We start from the raw sequence: 26,817 nt of genomic DNA on the forward strand, positions 1-26,817 counted from the left end.
ACTCCTGCGGAAAAGTTGAGGCCGCGAGAGCAGCCCGGCAGCGGGCGCCTTGCGGCCTGAAAAAAGCAGCCGAAAACTTTATCAGATGGCGCTTGCGATCAGGGCCGCATCGCGGCCCTGTTGTGTCAAGCTTTGTAAGCACGGCGGATCAAGCCCGCGCCGGGATCTTGCGGAAATGATTGTCCCAGGACACCTCGCGCGACGGCGCCAGCACGGTTTTTTCCGCGCCCGAGGCGTCGATGCGCAGCATCGCCCCCAGGCCGCTGCTCAGCAGGAAGCCCTCGCCGGCCGCCGGCGCCACGCCACAGCCGTCCGCCAGTTCGGTCGTGCCCAGGCAACGGCCGCTGGCCGCGTCCCAGTAGATCACCTGTCCGCCCACCGGACTGGAGGTCGCGACCACGGCGCCGGCCGCGTCCACCGCCACCGAGCCGACGTAGTTGCGCATCTGCCGCAGCGCCTGCGCGGGCCCTTCGAACAGTTCCAGCCGCGCGCCGCGCCGGTGCCGCCCCACCAGCGCCGGCCGGTCGGAGGCCGGACCCATGTACTGGCAGCCGAACCAGACGCTGCCGTCGGCGGCCAGCGCCAGGTGGCGGATGGATAGGCGGTGCAAGGAGGAATCCAGCTCCACTTTCTCAAGCAGTTCGCCGCTGGCCGCGTCGATGTAGGCCAGCGAGGGCCGCATCGTGTCCAGATTCAGTTCCAGCTTGCCGTAATCGGGATGCGTCAGGATGCCGCCGTTGGCGACGCACAGCGTCTTGCCGTCGGGCATCAGCACCACTTCATGCGGACCGATGCCGCCGCTGTCGAACTCGCCGATACGGCGGTAGGCGCCGCCGGGCGAGGCGTCGTACAGGCCCAGCACGCCCCGGCCCGCTTCAAAATCGTTTTCGGTGGCGGCCAGCAGCCGGCCGCCGTCCATGTAGGCGCCGTGGCCGAAGAAGTGACGTTCCTCGTGCATGGGCAAAGCCTGCGGCTCGCCGCCGCGCAAGGAGAAAGCCAGCGCGAAGAAGCCCGGCTGACGGCCGAAGACGACTGCCCTTTCCCCCGCGGCATCGATGGCGAAGCTGTGCCCGCGCGCGGGCATGGGCACCACCAGCCTATCGTGTCCAGCCTCGTCCAGCAGCGCGGTTTCATCGCGCCCGCCGCGCTTGCGCGCGCTCAGGTACAGGACTTCGCCGTCCTTGGGAGCAGCCGCCAGCGCGGCCGCGGGCGCCAGGCCCATCGCCGCCGCGAGCGACAGGAAGCGGCGCCGGTCAATCGCCATCGAGCGCGTTGAATCCGATCGTGACGCCCAGGGCCGGCGCCAGATTCTCATCGACGATGGCCTTGGCGTTCTTCAGGGTCAACGCCGCCAGGGTCAGCTGACGACGCCCTTCCTCCTGCACCAGCGCCTGCTCCAGCGGAACCGGCACGGCTTGCAGCGTACGCGCCGCACTGGCCAGCTCGCCGCGCACGGACTCGGCCATCCAGGCGTCGCCCTTGGGCAGCGCATAGGCGCCCGCCTGGTAGAAGGCCTGCAGCCCGTCCAGGTTGGCCGCCAGCAGGCGCGTGGACAGTTGGCTACGCCAGAATGCGGCGCGCTTGGGCCGCGCCGCTTCGGGCGTATCGCCCAGCACGGGCAGGATCTTCACGTCGCGCGCGAACTGCAGCCCGGTGGAAAGGGACTTCATCGCTTCGGCCGCCACCTCCTGCTGGTCGCGGTACAAGTCGTTGCCGGCCTGGGGTTGCGCGAACTGCCGGCCAAAATCGCCCTCGGCGCTCCAGGCCTGGGCCACGTCGCGCGTGATCTGCCTGACGTTGGCGGTCACCGCCCGGGCGTAATCGCAGGCGTAGGCGAAGTTCTGCCCGCCGTCTTGCCGCAGCAAGGCCGGCTCGCCGTACAGCACGTATTCCAACGCGGGCAGGCCTTGCACGGCCACGCTGCGTCCCGCCAGGGCGCCGGGCACGAGCAAGGCGCCATCCTGGGCGGCGATCAGCGCCTGCACCTGCTTGGGCATGACGCCGCGCGTATCGGGCCAGAAGGCCAGGCGCTCGTAGCGGTTGGCCTGCACCAGCGGGCCGAAGCGCAGGAACTCGATGCCGGACCAGGCCAGCGCCAGGTTCTCGAACGCCTGCTTGACGCGCGCCGCGTTGGCCGCGCCGGGCTGCGCGCACCAGCCGCCCAATGCGCCATCCAGCGCCAAGGCCGCGTCCGCCATTTTCGCTACCGCCGGTCGCGCGTAATCACGCGCCAGGCGCTCGCCCAGATCCGCGGGCGGCGCGGCCTGCACAGCCCAGGACGTGATGCCGCCCAGCGCCGCAGCCGCGGCCAGTTTCAATACACGCGGGGCTATTGCGGCCATCACAGCGACTCCAGGAAACGGATGAGATCGGCGCGTTCTTCGGGCGTCATCGCCACCACGCGGTCACGCGCGGGCTTGGCCTCGCCGCCATGCCACAGCACGGCTTCCAGCAAGGTGCGCGCGCGCCCGTCGTGCAGCCAGGTCGCGTTGGGATTCACGGTCTTGGTCAGGCCTATGCCCCACAGCGGCGGCGTGCGCCATTCGCGGCCATTGGCTTCGCCGTCGGACACGCCGTCGGCCAGGTCCTCGCCCATGTCGTGCACCAGCATGTCGGTGTACGGCCAGATCAGCTGGAAGCGGTGTTCGGGCTGCTTGGCGTTGCGGCTGGTGACGTACTTGGGCACGTGGCAGGCGACGCAATTGGCTTCGTAGAACAGCTTCTTGCCAGCCAGCACGCGCGCATCGTCGGCGTCGCGCCGCTGTGGCACGGCCAGGTTGGTGGAATAGATGGTGACGAAGTCCATCAGCTTGGCCGGCACTTCTTCCGCACCAAAGCGCGGCTGCGCGCCGTGCGGCATGTCCAGGCACTGCTTCTGCGAGGGCGTGCAGTCGCCGGAATGCTTGGGGAACAAGGGCGTCGACAGCCCCATGTCGTTGGAGAAGGCGGCAGCGCTCTGCTGCTCCACCGTGGGTTGCCCGGCCTTCAGGTTGAAGCGGCCCAGCACGCGCGCGCCGGTGCGCACGTCGGTGACCCAGTTGGCCTTGCCGACGATGCCATCGCGCTTGTCCGCGCCCACATTGGCCAGGATGTCGGCCTGGTGGATGGATTCCAGCAGGCCCAGGCCGATCATGGGCGGCGCCAGGCGCGGCGAGATCTGCGTGTCCGCGCGCATCGGACCATAGCCCAGGTTCTCGATGCGGTAGGCGGGCTTCATCAGGGTGACGGTTTCGCCGCCGTTGAGCGCGACCGGGACCGGCTGGTATTCGATCTCCATGCGGCCTTCGGCCGGCAGGCCCGCGACCGCGAAGTTCTGCAATTGCACGCCGTACACGGGTTCTGGCAGGGCCGCGATCTCACCCGGGGCCAGCTTGGGGTGGCCGCGGTCAGGGCCTTGCGGCACCGCCAGGCGCAGCAGCAACGCCACCGCATCGGTGCGCTCCAGGGGATCGAAACCCGGCACCGTGCCGCGTCCGTCCTTGGTGTGACAGGCCTGGCAGGAACGTGCGTTGAACAGCGGCCCCAGGCCGTCCGAGGCCTGGGTGGAGGCAGGCGCCGAGACCCAGTCCTTGCGGAACAGGCCGTTGCCGACCTGGAATTCCTGGCGCCCCTCGAAGCTCATGTTGGCCGACGGCTGCGAAAAGATGTCGGCGTTGATGAGCTTGTTGGTGGTAGTGGCGCCGGCCTGCATGGTCTCGAAGGTTTCCACCTTCGAAAAGTCCCGAGTGGGCGCGGTGATGGCGGTCACGCGTTTGAGATCCTCGGGCGTGAGGTCGTCGCGCCCGCTTGGAGCGGCGGCGGCGCCGGCATGGGCCGACGCCGCCAGTACGGCGGCTAAAACGAGTTTCACTTGAATACGGCGTCAGGTTTATCCAGGCTGTCGGAACCTTCGATAGCGACCTTGCCCAGGTCCAGCAGGGCAATCACGCGCTCCAGGCTGCGGGTCTGATCGACCAGGCGGTCGATGGCAGCCTGCACCACGGCGTTGCCTTCCTTGTTGCCGTCCGAAATCATCTGGTCATAGGTTTCGACCGTTTCGGCGCGCGTCTTCATCGCCTGCATGGCGGCCACGGTGGCGTCCAGCTTGGCGCGCACCTCGGCATCCAGCTTGGGATCGCGCGCCTTGACCAGTTCCGACAGGCTGGCGCCCTTGACGGTCTTGCCGTCGATGCGGGTGTAAGCGCCCAGGTAGACGTTGCGGATGCCAATCTGGTCGTAGTAGTGCGAGTTGTGCGTGTTGTCCGAGAAGCAGTCGTGCTCTTCCTCGGGATCATGCAGCATCAGGCCCAGCTTCATGCGTTCGCCGGCCAGTTCGCCGTAGGACAGGCTGCCCAGCCCGGTCAGCATGGCGATCAGGCCTGCCTTCGGATCTTCCTCGACGGCCTTGCGCGCGGCGCCGTCCTTCTTCCAGTTGCCGACCATCTCTTCCAGGTCCGTCACCAGCAGATCGGTCACGGCCTTCAGGAATTCGACGCGACGCTCGCAGTGGCCGCCCGTGCATTGCTTGGTATCGAAGTCGGTGTGCGGGCGGTTGCCGGCATGGCGTTCCTGCGGCGTGCCCTTGCGGTCGGCCGGCGCGGGGCCGGTGCCGTTCAGGTCCTGCCCCCACAGCAGGAATTCGATGGCGTGGTAGCCCGTGGCGACGTTGGCCTCGTTGCCGTCGGCCTCGTGCAGAATCTCGGACAGCAGTTTGGGGGTGATCTTGCTGACGTCGACGGTCTTGCCGCCCACCGAGATCTTGGAGTTGGCGATGACGTTGACGGCGTAGTAGGCGTTCTCGTCGTTCTCAGTGCCGTAGGACGCATCCACGTAGTCGATCAGGCCTTCATCCAGCGGCCAGGCATTGACGCGGCCTTCCCAGTCGTCGACGATGGGGTTGCCGAAGCGATAGGCCTCGGTCTGCTGGTACGGCACGCGGGCCGCCAGCCAGGCTTCGCGCGCGGCCTTCAGCGTTTCGGCGCTGGGCTTGGCGATCAGGGCGTCGATGGCGGTGCGCAGAGTCTTGGCGGAGGTCAGCGAATCTTCGTAGCCGGCCAGCGCCAGATCCGAATACGTGGCGACCACGGCCTTGGGTTCCACCGCGGCCTGGGCCGTCCCCCCGAACACCGCGGCGGCCAACACCGCTCCCAACAGCAACTTGCGCATCGACTTTCTCCCGTAACTCGAACGGCAACCGCCCCCACGGCGGCCCGCTCAACCTCGAATTTTGAGGATGAGAGTGTAAACAATTTTCGTTTGGTGTTCAGAATAAAGTCAGATACCTGACATTTCTTTGAACCGGCAGACAGGTTTTCCCCGAGACGGCAAAGCGGCGCGCGCGCATCCGCAGCGACTACTATCCCCAACTCCACCCAGCCTCCCGCCATGGAACTCCGCCAACTCCGCTACTTCGTCCGCGTCGCAGAACTGGGCAGCATCGGCCGCGCGGCGCGCGAGCTGGAGGTGGTCGCCTCGGCGCTCAGCCAGCAGATCAGCCGCCTGGAGAGCGAACTGGCCACGCGGCTGCTGGTGCGCACGCCGCGGGGCGTGGTGCCGACACCGGCCGGCACGGCCTTCCTGCGCCAGGCGCAGCTGACGCTGCGGCATGCGGAAAACGCGATCGCCGCAGCGCGCGAGGCGCGGCTGGCCGGCATGGTCAGCGTCGGCTTCGCACCCACCACCGCATCGGTGCTGGCCCGGCCGTTCTACGCCGCCATGGCCGAGCGCTATCCGAACGTGCGGCTGCATCTGGTCGAGGGCCTGTCGGGCAACCTGGGCGAACTGCTCACGGGGCGGCGGCTCGACCTGGCCGTGCTGTTCCAGAACGACAGCAGCCAGGGCCGCAGCGCCATCCCGGTGCTGGACGAAAGATTGTTCCTGCTGGCCCGGCGCGGCATGGTTGCGCTGCCCGACGGGGAGCCCGTCACCATGGCGCAGTTGGGCAGCCTGCCGCAGGCCGTGACCAGCAAGGCCCATGGCCTGCGCGCCTGGGTCGAAGCCGCCTTCGAACGTGCCGGCGTGGAGCCCTGGATCGGCGTCGAAGTCGACGGGCTGACCACGCTGATGGATCTGGTGCAGGCCAATCCGCTGGCCACCATCCAGCCCGGCGCGGCCGTGGCCCGGGTCGAATCCGGGCTGCTGAGCATGCATCCCATCGACGATCCCTTCCTGTTCCGCCGCAACCTGGTCTATTGCATCAACGACGAAGAACTGTCGCCGGCAGCATTGGCCGCGCGCGTGGTGCTGCTGGACGTGATGCGCGCCCTGGTGCGCAACGGCGGCTGGCCCGGCGCAACCCTTCTCGATTCGTGATGCCCCCATGCCGGGGCCATGGCTAGGCCCTGCCCGGCTCCGCAGATAAATTGCCACGCATGGATGCCGTGGCATGGTGCGGCGGCAATGGAGCTTCACGAATTCCGATGACCACTGACACCCAAGCCGGCGGACGCCTGCGCATAGCCTCGATGCGTCCGCATTGCACCGAGGCGGAATGGAAGGCCCGCGTCGACCTCGCAGCCTGCTACCGCCTGGTCGAGATCTACGGCATGGCCGACATGATGGCCAACCACATCTCGACGCGCGTGCCGGGCGAAGACAACGCCTTCCTGATCAACCCCTACGGCATGATGTACGAGGAGATCACGGCCTCCAGCCTGATCAAGGTGGACCTGGACGGCAGCATCCTGGCGCGGCCCGATTTCGGCGAGCTGGACTACGGCATCAACAAGGCCGGCTATGTGATCCACAGCGCGGTGCATGCGCACCGCCATGAAGTGGATTGCGTGATCCATACCCATAGCTGGGCGTCGATGGCCGTGTCCTCGCTCGAATGCGGGCTGCTGCCGCTGACCCAGACCGCCATGCGCTTCCTGAAGATCGGTTACCACGACTACCAGGGCGTGGTGCTCGGCGTCGAGGAACAAGCCTCGCTGCTGGCAGACCTGGGCCAGGGCGAAGCGCTGATCCTGCGCAACCACGGCGCCCTCACCGTGGGCCGCACCGTGGGCGAAGCCTTCAACTGGATGCACCGCCTGGAGCTGGCCTGCCGCTCCCAGTTGGCGGCCATGGCGACGGGCGCGCGGCTGCAACCCGTGGCCGCGTCGGTGCTGCAGGAAACCTGGAACAACTATCAGCCCGGCACGCGCCGGCCCTATGGCGTGATGGAGTGGCCCGCCCTGCTGCGCAAGCTGGACCGGCTGGACCCCAGCTATCGCGACTGAGTTTTTTCGATTTTGCAGGCGCCGGCCGGCGTGGCGGCACGGCGCCATCGAAAACACCACCATACCCACGCGAGGAGACATCATGAACACTGCACGAGCCCTGCTCGCTTCCGCAGCGCTGGCTGGCGTCTGTACGCTGGCGCCGGCCGCGGCCGCGGACTATCCCGACCGGCCGGTGAAGGTCATCGTGGCATTCTCGCCCGGCGGCACCACCGACACCCTCACGCGCAGCGTCACCAATACCCTGACGCAGAAGCTGGGCCAGCCCTTCGTGGTCGAGAACAAGCCGGGCGCGGGCGGCAACATCGGCACGGAGTTCGTGGTGCGCGCCCCGGCCGACGGCCACACCCTGATCGTCAATTCCGTGGGTCCCATCGCCGTCAATCCCTCGCTGAACAAGCTGCCCTACAGTCCGCTGACCGATCTGATCCCCATGGTGCAGATCGCCACCGTGCCCAATGTGCTGGTGGTGCCGCCCTCCTCCCCCGCCAAGGACATCCAGGGCTTCCTGAAGTACGTCAAGAGCGCGCGCCAGCTCAACTACAGCTCCACCGGCGTGGGCACGTCCTCGCATCTGTCGAGCTACATGCTGATGGACGAGCTGGGCGTCAACGCCACGCACGTGCCCTACAAGGGCGCGGACGCGGTCAACGACCTGCTGGCCGGGCGCATCGACTTCATGTTCGCCACCATTCCGTCGGTGATAGGACATATCCGTTCCGGCAAGCTGCGCGCGTTGGCGGTCAGCACCGCGCAGCGCTCCGCCACCCTTCCGGAACTGCCCACCATCGCGGAATCAGGCTACCCGGGCTTTGACGCCGGTTCCTGGTTCGGCTTCTTCGCGCCCAAGGGTACGCCGCAGCAGGTGGTGGAGGTCGTCAACCGCGAGGTCAATGCGGCATTGCCGGCGCTCAACGAACAGATGCTGCGCGAAGGCGCCGAGCCGGTTGGCGGCACGCCCGCGCAATTCGGCGCCTTCATCAAGCGCGAACACGACAAGTGGGCGGTGCTGGTGCGCAAGTTCGCCCCCGAAGCGCATTGAAGCCGGTGCCATGACGCAAGGTTCCGACATCCGCATCCTGTGCTCGCCGGCCGAAGCCCCGTCGCTGCGCCTGGCGCTGGACCGTACGCCGGCCGCCGGCCGCTATGGGCTGGTCCACCCGGTGGCGGGCCAGCCCATGACTGCCGAGGCCGCCTTCGTCTCGCGCGACATCACGGGCCATTCGACCAAGTTCGAGATCCAGCCATCCACGGCGCTGTATTACGAGGCGATGCGGCACGCGCCGGCGCTGCGCTGGGTGCATGTGCACTCGGCCGGCGCCGATCGCGAGATCTACCTGAGCCTGCACGCTCGCGGCGTGGCGGTCACCACCTCGCAAGGCGCCAGCGATCCGGTCGTCGCGCAGAGCGCCATCGCGGGCGTGCTGGCGCTCGCGCGCCGCCTGCCACTACTGGCCTCCGACCAGCGCGACCGCGCCTGGCGTCCGCTGCTGGATGCGCGCACGCCCCGGGATTTGGCCGGCCAGCATGCCGTGGTGGTGGGCTGGGGCGGCATAGGCCAGCGCATCGGCGCGCTGCTGGGCGCGCTCGGGCTGGAAATATCGGTCGCGCGCCATAGCGGCGCGTCCGTGCCGCAGGCCCGCCATACCGTGAGCTACAGCGACCTGCCGTCCCTGCTGCCCGCTGCCGACTGGCTGGTGCTGGCCTGCCCGCTCACGCCCGTCACGCGCAACCTGGTCGGCCGCGACGCGCTCGCCGCGCTGCCCGCCCACGCCATGGTGGTCAACGTGGCCCGCGGCCACGTGATCGACGAACCTGAACTGATCGCGGCGCTGAGCGCCCGGCGCCTGGGCGGCGCCTTCCTGGATGTGTTCCAGCATGAACCGCTGCCGCCGGATTCGGCGCTGTGGGGACTGCCCAACGTCATCGTCACGCCGCACAGCGCCGGGTTCTCGGACGGCAATGCCGCGCGCGTGCGCGCCCTGTTCGTCGACAACTTCAATCGCTGGCTCGCAGGCGAGCCGCTGGCCCATCGCAGCATTGCCTGAATGGCCTGTCGCCGCCCGGACGCAAGTCCGGACGGCGACAGCCTTTCACAGGAGCCTCAGCGCTGCAAGGGAGACTTGGCCGTTTCCCTTGCGGCCAGCACCGCCACCGCCGTCACCGCCAATGCGGCCGCCACGTACAGCGAGATCGCAAAGGTCGAGTTCCAGGACTTGAACAGGCTGGCGATGATCAGCGGCGCGAACCCGCCGCCCACGATGCCGGCCAGCGTGTACGCCAGCGAAGACCCCGCATAGCGCACGCGGCCCGGAAACTGCTCGGTGACGAATGCGGCCTGCGGGCCGTACATCAGCGCGTGGATCAGCAGGCCCACCACCACCGCCGCGCAGATGGCGATGGGATGCGCGGTATCCATCAGCACGAAGAAGACAAAGGCCCAGATCATGCCCAGCACCGCGCCCGCCAGGTACACCGGACGTCGGCCGATCTTGTCGGACAGATGCCCGCACAGCGGCACCGCAAGCGCGTTCAGCGCGGCGCCCAGCATGGTGGCAGTCAGAGCCATCGGCCGCGACAAGTGCAGTACCGTCGTCACGTAGGTCAGCGTGAACACCACCACCAGCGCATAGAGCACGTCGGAACCGATGCGCGAACCGCCGGCGATCAGCAACTGGCGCCAGTACTGCACCAGCACTTCCTTGATGGGGGTAGCGGCAGTTTCGCGCTTCTGCTCCATTTCCAGGAACACAGGCGTTTCCTCCACGCCGCGGCGCAGCCACAGGCCGAACAGCACCAGCGCCACGCTGGAGACGAACGGCACGCGCCAGCCCCAGGCCTGGAAGTCCTCGGGGCTGAGGAAGGCCGAGATCACTGCGATGAAGCCCGTGCCTATCAAGGTGCCGCAGGACGGTCCGATCTGCGTGAACGAGGCGTTGCGTCCGCGCTGGTCCGGCGTGCCGTGCTCCATCGACAGCAGCACCGCGCCCGCCCATTCACCGCCCAGAGCCACGCCCTGCACGAAGCGCAAGGCCACCAGCGCCACCGGCGCCCACACGCCCCAGGACGCATAGGTCGGCAACAGCCCCATCAGGCCGGTGGAAATGCCCATGATGACCAGGGTGGCGACCAGGACGAACTTGCGCCCCAGCCGGTCGCCCAGATGCCCGAAGACAAAGCCGCCCAGCGGCCGCGACACATAGCCCACGGCATAGGTCGAAAACGCCAGGATGGTGCCCGTCAGCGGGTCGAAGGACGGAAAGAAGATGGCGTTGAATACCAGCGCCGCCATCAGGTTGTAAATGGTGAAGTCGTACCACTCCAGCGTGGTGCCGACCGAACTGGCCAGAGCCAGCCTGCGCATCTTGTTGGGCGCCGCCGCGGTCTTGATCGCCGCGGCGTCGTACAGGGTTTCTTCAGCCATGGGGTTCCCCTTGAATATGATGTTTGCTGCCAGGCCGCGACGGGCTTAGCGCAGGTCGGCAGCCGTCAGCTTCCAGCCCAGTTCCAGCAGCCAGGCGCCGGACGGATCGGTATCGAAGGCGCTGCAGGCCTGGTCGCGCAAGGCATGGGCGGCCGCCGCGGAGCTCGCCTCCACCACGAACAGGGGCGCCAGCACGCGGTTTTCGGTGGACTCGCGCGGCAGGGGCGTGCTGAGCGCCGCATCCGGCACCAGCAGATAGGACTGCACGAAGCCGTCGGCCTCTGCCAGCTGGGCGCCCAGCGCGCTGGCCCGGACGACCTGCGCCTCGCCGTCGCCAGTCGCCGGCAGCGGCAGGACCACGAGTTCGCTGCCGGAGCCGAAGCCGGTCACGGCCCGCACGGCGCAGACGCGGCGCATGGGATCGCGCATCCGGTCCAGGTTGGTCACCGACCATGCGGTCTGGCGCTCGAACGCCGCGCGGTAGTCGGACGTGGTGAAGGCCGCCAGCGATTCGGTGCGGTACAGGCCCAGGTACTTGCGCCCCCCCTGCCGCGACAGGTAGCGCGCGCCCGACAGGAAGCCGGGGATGCGCACGCGCTCTTCCACGTGCTCGCGGTCGTACCAGCGGTTGAAATCCGCCTCGTGGGCGGGGTCGGCGTCAGTGGCGACGACCAGCAGGCCGTGAGGCGGGAGAGAGGATTCGGTGTGCGTGCTCATGGGCGGAAGACAGGAAATTCCTTCGATTGCGGAAGGCTCCATCTTCAGCCGGCCGGCTGGCGGCGGACAAACGAGTAATTTTTCTGCGCGGCAACAGAATTACTGAAAGACGCCCTAGGGATAACACTATTGCGCCGAGCCCAATCGCGGCGCAATGACCGAGGAAGTGAACTGGTCCGAAGCGCGGCTGGCGAGTTCGGCCACCAGCCGGATCGCATCCGACCCGGCGCTTTCCAGATAGCTCACTACCAGCAGTTGCGGCGGCACCGGGATGTCGCAGCGGATGATCTGCACTTCGCCGCGCGCCACGTACTCGTAGATGGGCGGCAGCGGCACCAGCGCGCGGCCGAAGCCGCTGCGCACCAGCCGCGCCAGCGCGGAGATCGAACTGACGCAATGCACCTTGCCCTGCGGCATGCCGACTTCGCGGTACAGGGCCTTGAGCGCTTCGTGCGGCTGCGATCCCGGACTCATGGTCAGCACCGGCTCGCTCAGCAACTGCTGCGTGGTCAGCGCTTCCTCGTCGCCGGCCGGCCCGACCCAGCCCATCTCCATGGGCAGGCAGGCGGTGCTGATGATGCCGCTGTCGTTCAGCAGGTCCGTCTGCAATGCGATATCCAGCGCGCCTTCGCGCAGGCCACGGTGCAGGGCCCGCGTGGTCTCGGAAGTGAGCTGCACTTCGATGCCCGGATAGGTGGAGCGCAGATTGGTCAGGAAGCCTATCAGCCAGGTATGCACCACGGTCTCGATGGCGCCGATGCGCACCAGGCCGAAGACCTCGTCGCCGCCCTTGCCCAGCGACAGGATCTGCTGGCGGATCTCCAGCAGCCGCTCGCCGTAGTCCAGCAACCGGGTGCCGGTGGCGGTCAGCCTGAGTTCCTTGGCATCGCGCTCGAACAGGCGCGCGCCTATGTCTTCTTCCAGCGAGGCGATGCGGTTGGCCACGGCGGCCTGGGTGATGTGCAGGCGGTCGCTTGCCGCCCGGAAACTGCCCAGGCGCGCCGACCACAGAAAGGCTTCGACAAAACGCGTATTCATCTCGGTACGACGCGGCAAGGCATCGCGCAAGGGTTCAGAACCCCGGAGCGGCAAGCTCCGATCCGTCCACATGCTACCGCCATAAGACCAGACGCGGTACGGACCGCGCCGCATCCGCTGCCATGGTGCGTCGTGCATCAAAGTGACGCAGGCGCGGCACCAGCGCGGGGCCCGCCCGCTCCGCTCCCAGGCGCGGGCCGCAGGACCAGCAGTTGGCACGGCTCTTGCTTGATACCTGGTATGCCAGCTGGTCGACCAGCGCCACTATCCCCCCGCACACCAGGAGTCCCGCATGATCCGCCGCAACCCGTCCGCCGCCTGCAACGCTGCCCGCGCTCTTTGAACCACCGATCCGAGGCCATCACATGGGAACCGCCTTCGCCATCATCGACATTCCGCGCACGCTGGCCGATACCGCATACGGCGCGCTGAAGCGGGACATTCTGGACTTCCGGCTGGCGCCGGGCGACCGCTTTACCGAAACCGAAATCGCCGACCGCCTCCAGGTCAGCCGCACGCCGGTGCGCGAGGCCCTGTTCCGCCTGGAACGGGAAGGCTATCTGGAGGTGCGGCAGCGTAACGGCTGGCTGGTCAAGCCGCTGGACTTCAACACGCTGGACCATTTCTACGAGCTGCGCAGCGTGCTGGAAGCGGCCGCCGTGCAGGCGCTGTGCGTGTCCGCCAGCGCCACTGGGCGGCAGCGCGCGCTGCGCCCGTTGGCCGACCTCTGGCTGATCGACGAAAGCGAGCGCTCCAGCGACCGCGAGCGGCTGGCGGATCTGGACGAGCGCTTCCACATCGATCTGGTCGCCGCCGCAGGCAACCCGGAGATCGCACGCGTGCATCGCGCCGCCACCGAACGCCTCCGCCTCGTGCAGCGCTTGGAATTCACCCTGCCCGAAGGCGTCGGCCAAGTCTACGCAGCACACGCAGCCATACTCGAAGCCACCCTGGCCGGCGACGCGCCGCGCGCGGTGGCGCTGCTGCACGCGCATATCCAGGGCAGTCAGGCCGCGGCGCGCGAGATCACGCTGCACCGCCTGCATACTGCCCGCGGCGCGCGCGCGGCCTGACGTCAGCCCCAAGCAAACGGTTCGCGCGGACCGCGCTTCAGTCCGCGCGCAGCCAGCGATGCAGCAGGCGAAACACCAGGGGCATGCAGAGGTACACCATGACGGGCGTCAGGGCCACGCTGGTGATCAGCACGCGCCAGAATACTGGCAGGAGACTCAGCGGTTCGCTGGCCAGAATGGAAAACGCCAGCAGCACCGGAAAATAGGCCAGCCAGATGCTGACGGCCTGTTTCCAACGCGGCGGCGCGCTGGTCCTGGGCGCGAACCAATCGTCCGTGCCGCTGACGCGGCGCTCATGGCTGGCGCGCACCAGCGCCGCGCCGCGCTCCAGCCACATGCGGCGCGGCAGCGAGTTTTCCCAGCGGCCGAGGCTGGCCGCGTCGGCAAAGCGCAGCACGATCTGGTATTGGTCTCCGCCCTCCGGCGGCTGCAGCACGCCCGAGCCGAGAAAGCCCGGAAAGCCTGCGGCGAGGATTTCGCCCTGGCGCATCCAGGACAGAAAATCGCCATAGCGTTCGGGGGTGATGTGCCGGGTGACCAACAAGGTGATCGGGGCGGAAACGGCGGAACTGGACATGGCGGAACTCCTGGGACGGCGCGCAGCTTGTTATGCGGTACTCATGCAGTATTAACCCTAGCAAGCGCCATGCCAGGACTGCCTGCCCTCGCCGCCGCCGCGCCATGGCATGAGGCCGGGTCGGGGCGCGCGAGATCGTGCACCGCGCGGCACACCACTATGGTGAAGCACCCGCATTCCGCACCACGCTGGTGCCTCTCGCGGCCACGGCTGCGACGACATCAGGGCGTCATGATCCTGAATAACCATATCCGCGATCGTGATTGAGCGTGCCTGCGTACAGGTCTACACTGAGATTCCCGTCCAACCCTTGGAGCCTGCGCCCCATGAGCACCTACAAGATTGCCGTTTTCGTCGGAAGCCTGCGCGCTGCCTCGTTCAACCTGCGGCTGGCCCGCGCGCTGGAAAAGCTGGTGCCCGCGGACTTCAAGTTCGAATACGTGAGCCTGGGCGACGTGCCGCTCTATAACCAGGACAACGAGAACAACCTGCCCGCCCCCGCCGCCAAGCTCAAGCAGCAGATCGCCGACGCCCAGGGCATCCTGTTCGTTTCGCCCGAGCACAACCGCTCCGTGCCGGCTGCCATCAAGAACGCCATCGACTGGGGTTCGCGTCCCTGGGGCCAGAACTCCTGGACCGGCAAGGCCGTCGGCATCGTCGGCACCTCGCCCAGCGCCGCCGGCACCGCGCTGATGCAGCAGCACCTGCGCAACATCCTGGCCGCCGAGGGTGCCAACGCCCTGACCACGCCGGAAGTCTTCCTGCAGTTCACGGAAGGCCTGGTCGACGACCAGTACAACATCACCAACGAAGGCACCCGCAAATTCCTGCAAGGCTGGGTGGACCGCTACGTGGACTGGATCAAGAAGTTCAACGCCTGATCGCCGCCGCTGCCGGCGCGGGCTCCTCCCGGCCGGCAGAGATCGCCCGTCTACCTCCGGGCGATCCAGCCCCCCGATACGTCGGGGGGCTTTTTTTTGGTTCATTGAGCATTACCGGAGAATCCGGCAGCCACTGTGCGCAGCCAGCGCAGCTCGAGGGCCGGCCCGCCGCCGGGCCGCCCCAAGGCGGGCCAGCCCCCTCGGGGGGCAGCAAGCGAGCGCAGCGCGTGCGGCGTGGGGGCTCACATACTGCGGCTCACACTTATCCCCGCCATCTGTGGAGAAGGTTGAGGACAGCCTTGGGGCAGAATGAAAAATCCTTGTGCCGCCAATCACTTGCAAGCGCCGATCAAAAAATGCGCAATCATCCTTTTGGATGATTTTTTGCCCACTTATCCACTGAAATCGGGATGAACCGGCGGACTTGCGCCGCAGCCGTGCGGCAATGTGGATTTGTCCCCGCGTTCTGTGGAAAAGCATGAGGACAGTATGAGGGCAGGTCGGAAATCCCCTTGCATATCAAGCGCCTGCAAGGGGTGGTCAAGAATGGCTCAAACGCCGTATCGAAGCGCCCCGGTTGTCCCCGGCAAATGTGGATAAGCCTGAGGACAGTATGCGGGTAGCCGACAAAAAGCCTTACAGGCCAAGCACTTGAAGGGACCGCTCAAGAAACGCTCACTTCCCTCGGCCCAACGATGCCGCAATGATCGAGGACAGCGGGAGACCAAAGCGAGACAGGCTTGTCCCCACCGAATGTGGACAAGCCTCTGCACAGTCGGATAACAAGCTGAAAAAACCCTTATCCGACAATCACTTGGAAGGCGTGCTCAAGAAAGGAGCAGCAAGCGGACTCACTCGTTCCCTTCCAGCCGCATGCCTATCTTCAAGCCGACCTGCCAGTGCGCCACCTTGCCGTCCTTGATGTGGCCGCGCACCTCGGTGACTTCAAACCAATCCAGGTTGCGCAGCGTCTCGGACGCGCGCGCGATGGCCTGGGCGATGGCATCGTCGGTGGACTTGGTGGAAGAGCCCACCAGTTCGATCTGCTTGTAGACATGATTCGACATAGCTCGTCTCCGCTTGGGGGTGAGTCGTGCATCGTCGGTCTGGCGGCGGTGTTCCGGCGCTTACGACCGGCAATCCATTCGAACACACAGCATACGCCCACGGCGCTAGAGTGGTGTTACGAGTTCCGTCGCACCGGCCTCGGCGCGGCGGAGCGCGTTCCCGCAACGCAAGCAAGGAGGTGTCGTCATGCCTGAACGAAAAACCCTGGAACGAGCAGCGCGCGACAAACGCCAAGGAAAATCCCCTTCCACGCAGGCCGGAGAATTCGTGCGCGAGGAAATCGAACACGTGCGCGAAGGCAAGCACGGCGTGCGCTCCACCAAGCAGGCCATCGCGATCGGGCTGTCCAAGGCGCGCCGCGCAGGCGTGGCGCTGCCCACGCCGAAGAAGGCCAGCGCCGCGACCAAGCGCAAGGCCAAGCAGGACAGCGATGCGGCCCATGACGGACATGCCAAGTCCACCAAACGCGCCAAGGCCACCACCACCGCCCTGAAGAAGGAAAGCACCAAGCCCGCGTCGCGCACCGCCTTGTCGCGGCAGGCCAGCGCCGCGGCATCCAAGCGCAGCGCCGCCGCCCGCTCGGCCGCGGCCAAGAAGGCTGCCGCCACCAAGGGCGCCGCGGGCCGCTCCGCGGCCGCGAAGAAGGCCGCCCGCACGCGCGCGGCGAACCAGCGGGCCAGCCATGCGCATTGAGGCGGAAGGCGATCTGTGAGGCCGGGCTAGCCGGCCTCGAACGCCTTGAAGCGCTCGTGCAGGAACTCGCGCAGGCGCTTGACCGCCGGCGACAGCAGCATGCGGTGCACGCACAGCAGATATAGCGGCGAGGGCTCGCCGGTGTAGTCGGCCAGGACTTCGATGAGCCGGCCCGCCCGCAGGTCGGCCAGCACGTCATAACGCGATTTGTAGGCCAGGCCATGGCCGGCCAGCGCCCAGCGGCGCACCAGTTCGCCGTCATCGCCCACGCGGTCGCCCTTGACCGGGACGGTAAGCGCGGCGCCCTCATGCCTGAAGGCCCAGCGGTCGTGCAGGGTTTCGCCCAGCACGAAGGACAGGCAGTTGTGGCGGCGCAGGTCATCGGGCGCTTGCGGCACGCCATGGCGCGCCAGATAGACGGGCGAAGCGCAGACGACGCGGCGGTTGTGCTCGGACAGCGGCAGCGCCACCAGCCCGGAGTCGTTCGGCGTGCCATAGCGCACCGCCAGGTCGACCGGCTGCCGGTACAGGTCGGCCAGGCGGTCGCTGATGCGCACCTGGAGGTTGACGCGCGGATGCCGTTCCTGGAACTCGTCCAGCCAGGGCAGCAACACATGGCGCCCCAGGTCGGACGGAATCGACAAGGACAGAGTGCCGGAGATCTCCGTCTTGTTACGCGCCACGGCATTCCGGCCCGCTTCCAGCGCCGACAGCGCCGAGCGGGCATGCTCCAGATAGCGTTCGCCGTCGCTGGTCAGCCTGAGGCTGCGCGTCGAACGCACGAACAGGCGCGCCTCCAGGGCCAGCTCCAGGCGCTTGAGCGCCGCGCTGGCGACCGCGGGCGTCAGGTCCAGTTCGCGCGCGGCGGCGGAAAAGCTGCCCTGGTCCGCCGCCGCCATGAATATCCTCAGATCCTCGAAGCGCACCATGCCGGCCTCATTTTCAAAAAATTATTGAAACTGAGTGCGATGCTAGCCGCTTTTTCGCCGCTCTGGACTAGGTAATCATGGCTCCATTCCCCAACACGCAAGGAGTCACCCCATGAAAATCGAACTGAACGGCAAGAAGGCCCTGGTCACCGGATCGTCCGGCGGCATTGGCCTGGCCATCGCGGCGGGCCTGGCCGAGGCCGGCGCCGAAGTCGTGCTGCATGGCCGCAGCGCCGACAAGCTGGCGCAGGCCGCGGCCTCGCTCGCCAAGCAGTTTCCCGCTGCCCGCGTGAGCACCGTGCAGGCCGACCTCGCCACCGCCGACGGCGCGGCCGCGATCTCGGCCGCCCATCCCGACGTGGACATCCTGGTCAACAACGCCGGCTACTTCGCGCCCAAGTCCTTTACCGAAATCACGGACGACGACTGGCAATACATGCTGGACACCAACGTCATGAGCGGCGTGCGCCTGTCGCGCTATTACCTGCCGCGCATGCTGGCCGCCGGCTGGGGCCGCATGGTGTTCATCTCCAGCGAATCCGGCGTGCAGATCCCCGCGGAAATGATCCACTACGGCGTCAGCAAGACCGCCTTGCTGGGCGTGTCGCGCGGGCTGGCCGAATTGACCGCCGGCACCGGCGTCACCGTCAACGCCGTGCTGCCCGGCCCCACGCGTTCGGAAGGCGTGTCGGACTTCTTCGCCGAAATGGCCAAGGAGCAAGGCGTGACGCAAGACCAGATGGAACGCGACTTCATCGCCCAGCACCGCCCCACTTCGCTGCTGCGGCGTCTGGCCACGGTGGAAGAAGTGGCCAACATGGTCGTCTACACCTGCTCGACTCAAGCCGCGGCCACCAATGGCGCCGCGCTGCGCGTGGACGGCGGCGTGGTGCGCTCCATCATCTGATCACGGCCTGAACCCATGAAAGCCATCGCCTACTTCAAGAACCTGCCGGCCGACCACCCCGAGGCGCTGCAGGACATCACCCTTGCCGACCCCGTGCCCGGCGAGCGCGACCTGCTGGTCGAGGTCCGCGCCATTTCGGTCAATCCGGTGGACGTGAAGATCCGCGCCAAGCGCAAGCCCCAGGACGGCCAGCCCGAGGTCATAGGCTGGGACGCCGCCGGCATCGTGCGCGCAGTCGGCGCCAAGACCAGCCTGTTCAAGCCCGGCGACCGCGTCTGGTATGCGGGCGCATTGAACCGCCCCGGCGCCAACAGCGAGCTGCATGCGGTCGACGAGCGCATCGTCGGCCGCATGCCCGCCAGCCTGGACTTCGCCCAGGCCGCGGCGCTGCCGCTCACCACCATCACCGCCTGGGAACTGCTGTTCGACCGGCTGCGCGTGCTGGACAACGGCGCGCCCAGCCAGGGCAGCCTGCTGGTCATCGGCGCCGCGGGCGGCGTGGGGTCCATCCTGGTGCAGCTGGCGCGCCAGCTGACCGGCCTGACGGTGATCGGCACCGCCTCGCGTCCGGAAACGCAGGCCTGGGTACGCGAACTGGGCGCGCATCACGTCATCGACCACAGCCAGCCACTGACCGCCGGACTCAAGCGCATCGGCTTCCAGCACGTCAGCCACATCGCCGGCCTGACCCAGACCGACCAGCACTTCGCGCAGATGGCCGAAGCGATTACGCCGCAAGGCAAGATCGCCCTGATCGACGATCCCGCCGCCATCGACGTGCGTCTGCTCAAATCCAAGTCGGCGTCGCTGCATTGGGAGTTCATGTTCGCGCGCCCGCTGCACGGCACGCCCGACATGATCGCGCAGCACGAACTGCTGAATCAGGCCGCGCGCCTGATCGACGAAGGCACATTGCGCACCACGCTGGGCGCGCACTACGGCAAGATCAACGCCGGAAACCTGCGCCGCGCCCACGCCTTCATCGAAAGCGGCAAGGCGCAGGGGAAGATCGTGCTGGAAGGTTTCTAGGAAGCCCGCGCCATGCCTCGCCGCCAACCGCGGCGGGGCATCTCGCAATTGCAAGCAGAAAGCAGTACAAACTCGACTGCGCGCAACCGCATGCGCAACGCCATCGGGAGTCTCTTCTGCTCGACCACATTCTCAATCAGACGCTTGAACCCCTGCTCTGGGGTATGGTGGCCTTTACCCTGCTGATGCTGAGGCTCGCGCCCCTGCAAGGCTGGAAGGCCGTCATCGTCGCCGGCATCACGGCGGGGCTGGTCTTCGACACCATCCAATTCCGCGTAGGCCCCCCGCGCCTGTGGGACGCGCTGGTGCTGGGTTCGGTGCTGGCCGCCCTGCTGGCGGCCGCCGTGCTGGAACTGCTGTTCCTGCTGCTGCGCCGCTCGCGTCCCGAGCGGGCCTGAGACAGCGGGCCGGCCTGCGGTCCGGACCGCAGGCGCCTCGCGCGCACGCCGTCAGGCGCGCCCTTCCCGCTTGGCGCGGGCGTGAGGATCGTTGATCTCGGCCTCCAGCTCGGCGATCAGCCACTCCAACCAGCCGTTTTCACTGCGCGCGTAAACCACCGCGGCGGGCGTCTTGCCGCTGCGCCAGCCCGGCTGATGCGCATCCATCCACGCACCCAGGCTCTTGTGCGGGGCCAGCAGGCCCGACAACCAGGACCACAGGTAATCAGGCACGTTGCGGCGGAATCCTTGCGCGCAGGCGTAGAGGGTGGGCTCAAGCGGCAGGTTGCCGGCGCGGGCCAGCCTTGCCTGCACGCGGCGCAGGGTCTCGGCCGCGGCCTGCAATTGTTCGGTGCTGAGCTTTTTCATTCGAGGACTCCTGATCTTGGTTTGCCCGGATTATCGCCGCAGGCAGCGGCGCTTTCCAAGCGCCGCTTGCAGCCATCAGGAACACGCCGGCCGGGGCGGCTCCAGGCCCAGCAAAGCGGTCGCGCTGAAGCGCGCGCCCGGTTCCAGCACCCGCATGCCGGTGCGCGCCTCGCCGCCCGCCGCCAGGTTGAACGCGTCCGCCACATTGGTGACCGGCTCCACGCACAGAAACTCCGAGCCGGCCGCCGTGTACACCACCAGGTGCGCAAAGGCCGGATCGGCATGCAGCGACAGCTGATGCCCATCGGGCCAATGCAGGGTGGCCCGCCCCTCCCACTGCGACAGATAGGTATCGCAGCCGCTGGCCGAGCGCCGCAGTTCGCGCACATGAACGGCCTTGCTGCCGGCAGGCAGTCCCTCCGCGTCCGCCGTCCACTCGCGGCGCGCATGCAGCGTGACGCGCTCGGCCGTGAAATAAGGATGCAGCCCCAGGCCGCAGGGCATGGGCGTGTCGCCCAGATTGACGATGGCCAGCGCCACGCTCAGGCCGCGCGCGTCCAGCTGATAGCGCTGCACGCATTCGAATGGCCAGGGCCAGCCCAACACGCCGGCGGGCTGCGCCAACACCAGGTCGACGCTGTCCGCGCTCAGGCTGCGCACGCTCCACGCCTGATACAGGCCCGCGCCATGGATCGCATGGGGCCGGCCGGGCACGGACTGCAACGCGTGCCTGGCGCCGTTGAAGGTGAACACGCCGTCGCGGATGCGGTTGGAGTACGGCGCCAGCGGGTATGAGCCCGCCCGCGGCCAGCGGCCGGCGGGCCATTGCGTGTCGGTCAGCGGCACGATCCAGTCGTGCGCGCCGGTGGACAACCGGGTCAGGCGACCGCCGCCGCCTGGCGCGAATTGGGCCTGGTGCGGGCCGCTGGCGATCGTGATGCGCTCGCTGGCGTCGAGCGTGGCCGGGACGGATGAAACCTGCATGGGGAAGAAACTCCGGCGGCGGAAACAGGGCCGCGCGCTGCGATTGTGCCGTCCCCGGACTGGCGGGCGCAAGCGGCTGCCGGACGCCTCATACCGCCCCGGCTTCGACGCCGCACAACGCCAGCAGCCGACTCAACGCAGGATTCCGGTTGGTCTCCAGCCAGGCGATGCCATGCTGCAGCTTGGGCGCGTCCGCCGGCAACGGGCGGAACACCACGCCCTCCATGTTGAGGGACTCGATGTCCCGCGGAATGATGGCCACGCCGGTGCCAGCCGCGACCAGGCACAGCAGGGTCTGGGACGCTTCCGTTTCCCGCACCACGCGCGGCAGGAAGCCCGCCTCCAGGCAAATGGCGTCCATGGCGCCGCGCAGGTGAAAGCCCTTGCCCGAGGGATAGGCGATGAATGGCTCTTGCGCCAGGTCCTCAACGCCCAGTTCGATCTTGGCCGCCAGCGGATGCGCGTCGGTCAGCGCGATGGAGAACTCGCTGAGCATGAATCCGTGCGACACGATGTGTTTGCCCTCAAGGGGCAGAAAGCACAGCGCCGCATCCAGCGTGCCGTCCAGCAGCTTCAGACGCAGTTCGCCAGTCGGCAGCGGCCCCTGGATGTCCAGCGCGATATCGCTGTATAGCCGCCGGCAATCGCGCACCAGCCCCGGCAGGCGCACATGGCTGGCGCGTCCGGTATAGCCCACCCGCAGACTGCCGGTCTCGCCCCGGCCGGCCTTGCGGCAGGCCTCCACGGCGCCGTCCAACTGCCGGAACATGGGTTGGATGCTGTCCAGGAACACGCGGCCCGCCACCGTCAGCGCGACCTTGCGGGTGCTACGGTCGAACAGCTTCACGCCCAATTCGTCTTCCAGTTCGCGGATGCGCTGGCTCAAAGGCGGTTGGGCGATATGCAAGCGCAGGGCGGCGCGGGTGAAGTTCAGTTCCGTGGCAAGGACCATGAAGCTATGCAGGTGGCGCAGTTCCATGTCGGGTATCGGCAATTGATATTCCATGAATATAAATGATGTTCCGATAATAAATTGGACGACTCAATCCCCAAGCCCTAACCTGCCACGCATCCAATAACCACACAGCGTGGAGACAAGCATGGCTGATCTTTCGGGGCGGGTGGCCCTGGTAACCGGTTCGACCAGCGGCATCGGCCTGGCCGTGGCGCGGCGCCTGGCGCGCTCCGGCGCGACGCTGGTGCTCAATGGCCTGGCCGACGCTGCCGCGGCCGACGCGCTTTGCGCCGAGTTCCGGGATACCTACGGCGTGCCGGTCCGCTTCCAGCCCTGCGACCTGCGCAAGCCGGCCGAGATCGAGGCCATGATGGCCGAGCTGAACCAGGTCTATGGCGCGCTGGATATCCTGGTCAACAACGCCGGCATCCAGCATGTGAGCCAGATCGAGGCCTTTCCGGTCGACAAGTGGGACGACATGATCGCCGTCAACCTGTCGGCCAGCTTCCACACCATGCGCACCGCGCTGCCGGCCATGCGCGCGCGCAACTGGGGCCGCATCGTCAACATGGCGTCCATCAGCGGCTTGCGCGGCCGCGCAGGCAAGACCGGCTACAACGCCACCAAGCACGGCCTGATCGGCCTGACCAAATCCGTGGCGCTGGAAACCGCGCAGACCGCCATCACCTGCAACGCCATCTGCCCCGGCTGGGTACACACGCCGCTGGTGCAAAAGCAGATCGACGCGCTGGCCGAACGCGAAGGGCTGGACAATGCCGCGGCCACAAACAAGCTGCTCGGCCTGCGCCAGCCTTCGGGCAAGTTTGTCACCCTGGAACAGATCGCCGGCCTGTGTGAATTCTTCTGCTCGCCCGACGCCGACGAAGTCCGCGGCGTGGCCTGGGCCATGGACGGCGGCACCACTGCAGCCTGAAGCCGCAGCGGCGGCCTCCATTGAACATGCACGCAGGCCGCGCAGCGATACCGATAACGCCCCGAGGAGTACAAGATGCTGGACCACACCCACGCGCCCACCGCCAAGAGCTGGGTCGACGGCGCCGACGGCCATCCGGATTTCCCGCTGCAGAATCTGCCGATGGGCGTGTTCCGCCATGATGGCGGCACGCCGCGCATCGGCGTCGCCATCGGCGAGCAGGTGCTGGATGTCCGGGCCGCCGTGGAACTGGGCCTGCTGGACGGGCTGGAGCCGGTCGCGCGCCAAGCGCTATCGACGCACAGGCTCAACGACTGGATGGCCTTGCCCGCCGCCGCCCGCAAGGCCGTGCGGCACGCCCTGTTCGCGCTGCTGGACACCACACACCCGGCCAGCGCGCGGCACGCGGCGCTGGCCGCGCGCCTGCTGCATCCGCAAGCCCAATGCGAACTGCTGCTGCCTGCGGACGTGGGCGACTACACCGATTTCTATGCCGGCATCCATCACGCCAGCCACGTGGGCAAGCTGTTCCGGCCCAACAACCCGCTGATGCCGAACTATAGGCACGTGCCCATCGCCTATCACGGCCGCGCCTCCTCCATCTGCGCCTCCGACACGCCCGTGCGACGGCCGCGCGGCCAGGTGAGGACGGAGGCCGGCGTCGACGTCCCGGCCTACCGGCCGTCCGCGCAACTGGACTTCGAACTCGAATTGGCGATATGGATCGGCCCCGGCAATGCGCTCGGCGAGCCCGTGCCGCTGGAGCAGGCCGCCAGCCATGTGGCGGGCTATGGCCTGCTGAACGACTGGTCCGCCCGCGACATCCAGGCTTGGGAATACCAGCCGCTGGGCCCCTTCCAGGGCAAGAATTTCGCGTCCACGGTTTCGCCCTGGGTGGTGACTGCCGAAGCGCTGGCCCCGTTCCGCAGCGCCGCGATGGCGCGCGGCGATGGCGATCCTGAACTGCTGCCCTATCTGCGCAACGCCGACGACGCCGCCACGGGCGGACTGGCCATCGCGCTGCAAGCATGGCTGTCCACGCCGCTGATGCGCGAACGCTCGCAAGCGCCGCAACGGCTGGCGGCATCCGATGCGCGCCATCTGTACTGGACGCCGGCGCAGATGGTGGCGCAGCACACGCTGGGCGGCTGCAACCTGCGCCCGGGCGACCTGCTGGGCTCGGGCACCATCTCCACGCCCGACGACAGCGGCCACGGCAGCCTGCTCGAACTGACCCACGGCGGCAAACAGCCCATTACCCTGCCCTCGGGCGAAACCCGGCTGTTCCTGGAGGCCGGAGACGAAGTCACCCTGACGGCCCATTGCAGCCGCGAGGGTTTCCAGCGCATCGGCTTCGGCGCAAGCCGGGCGCGCATCATCGATTGACGTTCAATACCAGGCATCCCGCTAGACCTGGAGCCGGCCGGCGAGCCGGCGGCACACAAAGGAGGAATGACATGAAGAAGATCCTGGCAACAGGCATGATGATCCTGGCAAGCGCAAGCAGCGCCCCCGCGCTGGCGCAGGACTTCCCCAACCACCCGATCCGCCTGATCATCCCCTACTCCGCCGGCGGCGTCACCGACGTGGTCGGCCGCGCCCTGGCCGAGCAGTCCGGCAAGCGCCTCGGCCAGACCGTGGTGGTCGAAAACAAGACCGGCGCCAACGGCACGCTGGGCGCGACCCAGATGCTCAACACCGCGCCCGACGGCTATACCGTCACCATGGTGCCCATCGGCATCTTCCGCATGCCGCACATCACCGGCACGCGCTACGACCCGATCAAGGACCTGACCTACATCTCGATGATCGCCGGCTACAACTACTACGTCGCAGTCGCCGCGGACTCGCCCTGGAAGACGCTGGACGACCTGGTCGCCTACGCCAAGTCCAAGCCCGACACGATTTCCTATGGCACGCCGGGCGCCTACAGCAGCCAGCACATCGCCATGGTGCAGCTGGGCGAAGCCGCCAAGGCCAAGTGGACCCACGTCCCTTACAAGGGCGACGCCGACGCGCTGACCGCCATGCTGGGCGGCCACATCCAGGTGCTGGTCGGCGCCAGCACCATCCTGCCCTACGTGGCCTCTGGCAAGGTCCGCATCCTCGCGTCGCTGGGCGACAAGCGCTCGCCCGACCTGCCGGACGTGCCCACCCTGAAGGAAGCCGGCTATCCCGTGGTGCACACCTCGCCTTTCGGCATCGCCGGCCCCAAAGGCATGGACCCGGCCGTTATCGCCAAGCTCGACGGCGCCTTCCGCGACACGCTCAAGGACGAGGCTTTCCTCGCCCTGCTGCGCCAGTCCGGCGTATCGCCGCAATACATGGATACCGCGACCTACACCAAGGCCGCCCAGGCCAGCGCGGAGACGGAGCGTGAGGTCATCAAGAAGTTGGGGAACATCATGAACAAATGAGGTACAGGCAAGGTCCGCGTGCGTCGGATCCAACGCCCCTCAACTGTAATAAAACGTAAAATCACAAGTGCCCAAGAAACGCCCCAGCAATGGGGCGTTTTCCGTTGGGCCGGGTTCCGGCGCACGCGGGATGTGGAATGCACGCCACACCCCCCACTTTCCATGTCGGCGACCTGCTGGCATCATGCGGCGCGTAGGGCACCTGTCAAGCATCTGAACAAGGAAGAAAAAGTGCGATTCAGTTTTCTCAAGGCCCTGCTAGTCTGCCTGTGCGGCGCCATGCTGAGCGCCTGCACCACCTGGGACGTGGCGATGCTGCGCCACAAGGGCAAGCCAGTCAACGACATCGTGACCGAGTGGGGCGTCCCCGATCGCGTGTACGCCAGTGAAGACCTGCCGATCGGGCAATTGGTCTACATGTGGCAGACCTCCGGCGAAGTCTCGTGGGACGAGGCCGTCGGCAGCTTCTACGTTCCCCCGCCGGGCGGCGTCAGCTACGGCTTCGGCAACAACACGGGCACCATCTACCAGCGCCGCACCGGCGTCGCCAGCTGCTACACCATGCTCCACGTCGACGAGAAGGGCATCGTCGTCGGCGGCGACCTCGTCAACAACGGCACGACCTGCAAAATGTGGTGATGGCGGCGCCAGGCGGATCGCCCATGCGCCTCGCCAACCGGCCTCCCATCGGACAACCCGCAAGAGAATTCCTGATGACGAACATGAAAACCACCCTCATCCCCTTGCTCGCCCTAGCTCTGCTGTCCGGCCCGGCCTTCGGCGCCGAGAAAAAGCCCACGGAGGGCGACATTTCCCGGGCCATTGCCTATACGGATGTGATGCGCGCCTACGCCTACAGCAAGCAAGCCGCCGAGTTCAAGGCGCGCTTCGACAAGATCGGCCCGGGCGCCGACGGTCTGGAAGCCATGACCAATGCAGCCAACCTCATGAGCCTGGCAAACCAGGCCATGCGCGCGGCCTGCGCACGCGAACCGCATTATGTGGAAAAAGGCATCGAGGCCTTTCGCTGCAGCAAGATCAAGTAGCCGGTCCTGAACAAGCCGTTTGAACCGCCGTTGCAGAACTGACGGCGATTGCAATCGCTCTCTTTCGCAGGAACCTGCGACCAGGCCGCCATGCCCGCGGCCTGCGGCTTTCGACGAGACCACCGCCCGTTCTCTTCAAT

General features: G+C 67.4%; 28 protein-coding genes. 15 read left to right on the top strand and 13 right to left on the bottom strand.

Annotation, left to right across the window (positions count from 1 at the left end; translation table 11 throughout):
• Positions 1-148 precede the first annotated feature (148 nt).
• From IPU70_RS15025 to IPU70_RS15040, 4 genes are read right to left on the bottom strand one after another with little or no spacing between them, the layout of a single operon-like run.
• Positions 149-1,264 (bottom strand): DUF1513 domain-containing protein, encoded by a 1,116-nt coding sequence (locus IPU70_RS15025; protein ID WP_207468339.1) that lies wholly within the window; start codon positions 1,262-1,264, stop codon positions 149-151.
• Complete coding sequence (locus tag IPU70_RS15030) at positions 1,254-2,342, bottom strand: imelysin family protein (RefSeq protein WP_207468341.1); 1,089 nt, start codon at positions 2,340-2,342, stop codon at positions 1,254-1,256. Before IPU70_RS15030 ends, IPU70_RS15025 begins: the two co-directional genes overlap by 11 nt.
• Positions 2,342-3,850 carry a di-heme oxidoredictase family protein gene (locus tag IPU70_RS15035; protein WP_207468342.1) on the bottom strand — a complete coding sequence of 503 codons (1,509 nt, stop codon included), beginning with the start codon at positions 3,848-3,850 and terminating at the stop codon, positions 2,342-2,344. The genes IPU70_RS15030 and IPU70_RS15035 overlap by 1 nt, the downstream gene beginning before the upstream one ends.
• Positions 3,847-5,145 (bottom strand): imelysin family protein, encoded by a 1,299-nt coding sequence (locus IPU70_RS15040; protein ID WP_013395185.1) that lies wholly within the window; start codon positions 5,143-5,145, stop codon positions 3,847-3,849. Before IPU70_RS15040 ends, IPU70_RS15035 begins: the two co-directional genes overlap by 4 nt.
• Positions 5,146-5,364: 219 nt before the next feature.
• Here IPU70_RS15040 and IPU70_RS15045 point away from each other — a divergent pair, with 219 nt between their 5' ends.
• The 4 genes from IPU70_RS15045 to IPU70_RS15060 all read left to right on the top strand — a co-directional run bounded on the left by IPU70_RS15045 (position 5,365) and on the right by IPU70_RS15060 (position 9,247).
• Positions 5,365-6,291 carry a LysR family transcriptional regulator gene (locus IPU70_RS15045; protein ID WP_207468344.1) on the top strand — a complete coding sequence of 309 codons (927 nt, stop codon included), beginning with the start codon at positions 5,365-5,367 and terminating at the stop codon, positions 6,289-6,291.
• A gap of 107 nt (positions 6,292-6,398) precedes the next feature.
• Positions 6,399-7,199 carry a class II aldolase/adducin family protein gene (locus tag IPU70_RS15050; protein ID WP_207468345.1) on the top strand — a complete coding sequence of 267 codons (801 nt, stop codon included), beginning with the start codon at positions 6,399-6,401 and terminating at the stop codon, positions 7,197-7,199.
• Between the two features lie 82 nt (positions 7,200-7,281).
• Positions 7,282-8,241, top strand: coding sequence for a tripartite tricarboxylate transporter substrate binding protein (locus IPU70_RS15055; RefSeq protein ID WP_207468347.1), 960 nt, complete (start codon positions 7,282-7,284; stop codon positions 8,239-8,241).
• Positions 8,242-8,251: 10 nt separating this feature from the next.
• Positions 8,252-9,247 (top strand): D-2-hydroxyacid dehydrogenase, encoded by a 996-nt coding sequence (locus IPU70_RS15060; RefSeq protein ID WP_207468349.1) that lies wholly within the window; start codon positions 8,252-8,254, stop codon positions 9,245-9,247.
• A 56-nt stretch (positions 9,248-9,303) separates the two neighbouring features.
• Here IPU70_RS15060 and IPU70_RS15065 read toward each other — a convergent pair whose 3' ends face one another.
• The 3 genes from IPU70_RS15065 to IPU70_RS15075 form a co-directional block, all read right to left on the bottom strand.
• Positions 9,304-10,623: an MFS transporter gene (locus IPU70_RS15065; RefSeq protein WP_207468350.1), complete on the bottom strand. Its 1,320-nt coding sequence runs from the start codon at positions 10,621-10,623 to the stop codon at positions 9,304-9,306.
• A gap of 45 nt (positions 10,624-10,668) precedes the next feature.
• Positions 10,669-11,340 carry a DUF4286 family protein gene (locus tag IPU70_RS15070; RefSeq protein ID WP_207468352.1) on the bottom strand — a complete coding sequence of 224 codons (672 nt, stop codon included), beginning with the start codon at positions 11,338-11,340 and terminating at the stop codon, positions 10,669-10,671.
• A 126-nt stretch (positions 11,341-11,466) separates the two neighbouring features.
• A complete protein-coding gene (locus IPU70_RS15075; protein WP_207468353.1) occupies positions 11,467-12,378 on the bottom strand; it encodes a LysR family transcriptional regulator in 912 nt (303 codons plus the stop codon).
• A gap of 365 nt (positions 12,379-12,743) precedes the next feature.
• On the opposite strand from IPU70_RS15075, the gene IPU70_RS15080 reads away from it, so the two are divergent.
• Positions 12,744-13,451, top strand: a complete 708-nt coding sequence (locus IPU70_RS15080; protein ID WP_207468355.1) for a GntR family transcriptional regulator — start codon at positions 12,744-12,746, stop codon at positions 13,449-13,451.
• A gap of 37 nt (positions 13,452-13,488) precedes the next feature.
• On the opposite strand, the gene IPU70_RS15085 is transcribed toward IPU70_RS15080, so the two are convergent.
• On the bottom strand, positions 13,489-14,028 hold the full coding sequence (locus IPU70_RS15085; RefSeq protein WP_207468356.1) for an antibiotic biosynthesis monooxygenase: 540 nt from the start codon (positions 14,026-14,028) through the stop codon (positions 13,489-13,491).
• Between the two features lie 326 nt (positions 14,029-14,354).
• Here IPU70_RS15085 and IPU70_RS15090 point away from each other — a divergent pair, with 326 nt between their 5' ends.
• Positions 14,355-14,909 carry an NADPH-dependent FMN reductase gene (locus IPU70_RS15090; RefSeq protein ID WP_013395195.1) on the top strand — a complete coding sequence of 185 codons (555 nt, stop codon included), beginning with the start codon at positions 14,355-14,357 and terminating at the stop codon, positions 14,907-14,909.
• 851 nt (positions 14,910-15,760) lie between these two features.
• Here the strand turns inward: IPU70_RS15090 and IPU70_RS15095 are convergent.
• Entirely contained in the window at positions 15,761-15,976 is a 216-nt protein-coding gene (locus IPU70_RS15095; protein WP_013395198.1) for a dodecin, read from the bottom strand.
• A gap of 187 nt (positions 15,977-16,163) precedes the next feature.
• Here IPU70_RS15095 and IPU70_RS15100 point away from each other — a divergent pair, with 187 nt between their 5' ends.
• The gene (locus IPU70_RS15100) at positions 16,164-16,670 is read left to right on the top strand and encodes a DUF6496 domain-containing protein (protein ID WP_207468358.1); all 507 of its coding nucleotides are present in this window, start codon (positions 16,164-16,166) and stop codon (positions 16,668-16,670) included.
• Between the two features lie 26 nt (positions 16,671-16,696).
• Here IPU70_RS15100 and IPU70_RS15105 read toward each other — a convergent pair whose 3' ends face one another.
• Positions 16,697-17,599, bottom strand: coding sequence for a LysR family transcriptional regulator (locus IPU70_RS15105; RefSeq protein ID WP_207468359.1), 903 nt, complete (start codon positions 17,597-17,599; stop codon positions 16,697-16,699).
• Positions 17,600-17,711: 112 nt separating this feature from the next.
• Here IPU70_RS15105 and IPU70_RS15110 point away from each other — a divergent pair, with 112 nt between their 5' ends.
• From IPU70_RS15110 to IPU70_RS15120, 3 genes are all read left to right on the top strand, one after another.
• A complete protein-coding gene (locus IPU70_RS15110; RefSeq protein WP_207468361.1) occupies positions 17,712-18,506 on the top strand; it encodes an SDR family NAD(P)-dependent oxidoreductase in 795 nt (264 codons plus the stop codon).
• Positions 18,507-18,521: 15 nt separating this feature from the next.
• Positions 18,522-19,535, top strand: a complete 1,014-nt coding sequence (locus tag IPU70_RS15115; RefSeq protein ID WP_207468363.1) for a zinc-binding alcohol dehydrogenase family protein — start codon at positions 18,522-18,524, stop codon at positions 19,533-19,535.
• A gap of 164 nt (positions 19,536-19,699) precedes the next feature.
• Positions 19,700-19,933, top strand: coding sequence for a hypothetical protein (locus IPU70_RS15120; protein WP_013395203.1), 234 nt, complete (start codon positions 19,700-19,702; stop codon positions 19,931-19,933).
• A 51-nt stretch (positions 19,934-19,984) separates the two neighbouring features.
• Here the strand turns inward: IPU70_RS15120 and IPU70_RS15125 are convergent, their stop codons facing one another.
• From IPU70_RS15125 to IPU70_RS15135, 3 genes are all read right to left on the bottom strand, one after another.
• Positions 19,985-20,341 carry a hypothetical protein gene (locus IPU70_RS15125; RefSeq protein ID WP_013395204.1) on the bottom strand — a complete coding sequence of 119 codons (357 nt, stop codon included), beginning with the start codon at positions 20,339-20,341 and terminating at the stop codon, positions 19,985-19,987.
• 75 nt (positions 20,342-20,416) lie between these two features.
• Positions 20,417-21,325, bottom strand: coding sequence for an aldose 1-epimerase (locus IPU70_RS15130; protein WP_207468364.1), 909 nt, complete (start codon positions 21,323-21,325; stop codon positions 20,417-20,419).
• Positions 21,326-21,413: 88 nt separating this feature from the next.
• Positions 21,414-22,331: a LysR substrate-binding domain-containing protein gene (locus tag IPU70_RS15135; protein WP_207468366.1), complete on the bottom strand. Its 918-nt coding sequence runs from the start codon at positions 22,329-22,331 to the stop codon at positions 21,414-21,416.
• A gap of 94 nt (positions 22,332-22,425) precedes the next feature.
• Here IPU70_RS15135 and IPU70_RS15140 point away from each other — a divergent pair, with 94 nt between their 5' ends.
• From IPU70_RS15140 to IPU70_RS15160, 5 genes are all read left to right on the top strand, one after another.
• The gene (locus tag IPU70_RS15140) at positions 22,426-23,214 is read left to right on the top strand and encodes a 3-hydroxybutyrate dehydrogenase (protein WP_207468367.1); all 789 of its coding nucleotides are present in this window, start codon (positions 22,426-22,428) and stop codon (positions 23,212-23,214) included.
• Between the two features lie 75 nt (positions 23,215-23,289).
• Positions 23,290-24,600 carry a fumarylacetoacetase gene (gene fahA / locus IPU70_RS15145; RefSeq protein WP_207468369.1) on the top strand — a complete coding sequence of 437 codons (1,311 nt, stop codon included), beginning with the start codon at positions 23,290-23,292 and terminating at the stop codon, positions 24,598-24,600.
• A 71-nt stretch (positions 24,601-24,671) separates the two neighbouring features.
• Positions 24,672-25,631: a tripartite tricarboxylate transporter substrate binding protein gene (locus IPU70_RS15150; protein ID WP_207468370.1), complete on the top strand. Its 960-nt coding sequence runs from the start codon at positions 24,672-24,674 to the stop codon at positions 25,629-25,631.
• A 231-nt stretch (positions 25,632-25,862) separates the two neighbouring features.
• Positions 25,863-26,270, top strand: a complete 408-nt coding sequence (locus tag IPU70_RS15155) for a hypothetical protein (RefSeq protein WP_013395210.1) — start codon at positions 25,863-25,865, stop codon at positions 26,268-26,270.
• A gap of 74 nt (positions 26,271-26,344) precedes the next feature.
• Positions 26,345-26,677: a hypothetical protein gene (locus IPU70_RS15160; RefSeq protein ID WP_013395211.1), complete on the top strand. Its 333-nt coding sequence runs from the start codon at positions 26,345-26,347 to the stop codon at positions 26,675-26,677.
• Positions 26,678-26,817: the final 140 nt, after the last annotated feature.

Source organism: Achromobacter sp. SD115 (assembly GCF_017355315.1).
GTDB lineage: Bacteria > Pseudomonadota > Gammaproteobacteria > Burkholderiales > Burkholderiaceae_B > Achromobacter > Achromobacter xylosoxidans_B.

Excerpts from the sequence above, each read along its gene's own strand:
- IPU70_RS15025 (WP_207468339.1), bottom strand. The coding sequence starts at position 1,264 with ATGGCGATTGACCGGCGCCGCTTCCTGTCGCTCGCGGCGGCGATGGGC.
- IPU70_RS15030 (WP_207468341.1), bottom strand. The coding sequence starts at position 2,342 with ATGGCCGCAATAGCCCCGCGTGTATTGAAACTGGCCGCGGCTGCGGCG.
- IPU70_RS15040 (WP_013395185.1), bottom strand. The coding sequence starts at position 5,145 with ATGCGCAAGTTGCTGTTGGGAGCGGTGTTGGCCGCCGCGGTGTTCGGG.
- IPU70_RS15045 (WP_207468344.1), top strand. The coding sequence starts at position 5,365 with ATGGAACTCCGCCAACTCCGCTACTTCGTCCGCGTCGCAGAACTGGGC.
- IPU70_RS15050 (WP_207468345.1), top strand. The coding sequence starts at position 6,399 with ATGACCACTGACACCCAAGCCGGCGGACGCCTGCGCATAGCCTCGATG.
- IPU70_RS15055 (WP_207468347.1), top strand. The coding sequence starts at position 7,282 with ATGAACACTGCACGAGCCCTGCTCGCTTCCGCAGCGCTGGCTGGCGTC.
- IPU70_RS15060 (WP_207468349.1), top strand. The coding sequence starts at position 8,252 with ATGACGCAAGGTTCCGACATCCGCATCCTGTGCTCGCCGGCCGAAGCC.
- IPU70_RS15065 (WP_207468350.1), bottom strand. The coding sequence starts at position 10,623 with ATGGCTGAAGAAACCCTGTACGACGCCGCGGCGATCAAGACCGCGGCG.
- IPU70_RS15070 (WP_207468352.1), bottom strand. The coding sequence starts at position 11,340 with ATGAGCACGCACACCGAATCCTCTCTCCCGCCTCACGGCCTGCTGGTC.
- IPU70_RS15075 (WP_207468353.1), bottom strand. The coding sequence starts at position 12,378 with ATGAATACGCGTTTTGTCGAAGCCTTTCTGTGGTCGGCGCGCCTGGGC.
- IPU70_RS15080 (WP_207468355.1), top strand. The coding sequence starts at position 12,744 with ATGGGAACCGCCTTCGCCATCATCGACATTCCGCGCACGCTGGCCGAT.
- IPU70_RS15085 (WP_207468356.1), bottom strand. The coding sequence starts at position 14,028 with ATGTCCAGTTCCGCCGTTTCCGCCCCGATCACCTTGTTGGTCACCCGG.
- IPU70_RS15090 (WP_013395195.1), top strand. The coding sequence starts at position 14,355 with ATGAGCACCTACAAGATTGCCGTTTTCGTCGGAAGCCTGCGCGCTGCC.
- IPU70_RS15095 (WP_013395198.1), bottom strand. The coding sequence starts at position 15,976 with ATGTCGAATCATGTCTACAAGCAGATCGAACTGGTGGGCTCTTCCACC.
- IPU70_RS15100 (WP_207468358.1), top strand. The coding sequence starts at position 16,164 with ATGCCTGAACGAAAAACCCTGGAACGAGCAGCGCGCGACAAACGCCAA.
- IPU70_RS15105 (WP_207468359.1), bottom strand. The coding sequence starts at position 17,599 with ATGGTGCGCTTCGAGGATCTGAGGATATTCATGGCGGCGGCGGACCAG.
- IPU70_RS15110 (WP_207468361.1), top strand. The coding sequence starts at position 17,712 with ATGAAAATCGAACTGAACGGCAAGAAGGCCCTGGTCACCGGATCGTCC.
- IPU70_RS15115 (WP_207468363.1), top strand. The coding sequence starts at position 18,522 with ATGAAAGCCATCGCCTACTTCAAGAACCTGCCGGCCGACCACCCCGAG.
- IPU70_RS15120 (WP_013395203.1), top strand. The coding sequence starts at position 19,700 with ATGGTGGCCTTTACCCTGCTGATGCTGAGGCTCGCGCCCCTGCAAGGC.
- IPU70_RS15125 (WP_013395204.1), bottom strand. The coding sequence starts at position 20,341 with ATGAAAAAGCTCAGCACCGAACAATTGCAGGCCGCGGCCGAGACCCTG.
- IPU70_RS15130 (WP_207468364.1), bottom strand. The coding sequence starts at position 21,325 with ATGCAGGTTTCATCCGTCCCGGCCACGCTCGACGCCAGCGAGCGCATC.
- IPU70_RS15135 (WP_207468366.1), bottom strand. The coding sequence starts at position 22,331 with ATGGAATATCAATTGCCGATACCCGACATGGAACTGCGCCACCTGCAT.
- IPU70_RS15140 (WP_207468367.1), top strand. The coding sequence starts at position 22,426 with ATGGCTGATCTTTCGGGGCGGGTGGCCCTGGTAACCGGTTCGACCAGC.
- fahA (WP_207468369.1), top strand. The coding sequence starts at position 23,290 with ATGCTGGACCACACCCACGCGCCCACCGCCAAGAGCTGGGTCGACGGC.
- IPU70_RS15150 (WP_207468370.1), top strand. The coding sequence starts at position 24,672 with ATGAAGAAGATCCTGGCAACAGGCATGATGATCCTGGCAAGCGCAAGC.
- IPU70_RS15160 (WP_013395211.1), top strand. The coding sequence starts at position 26,345 with ATGACGAACATGAAAACCACCCTCATCCCCTTGCTCGCCCTAGCTCTG.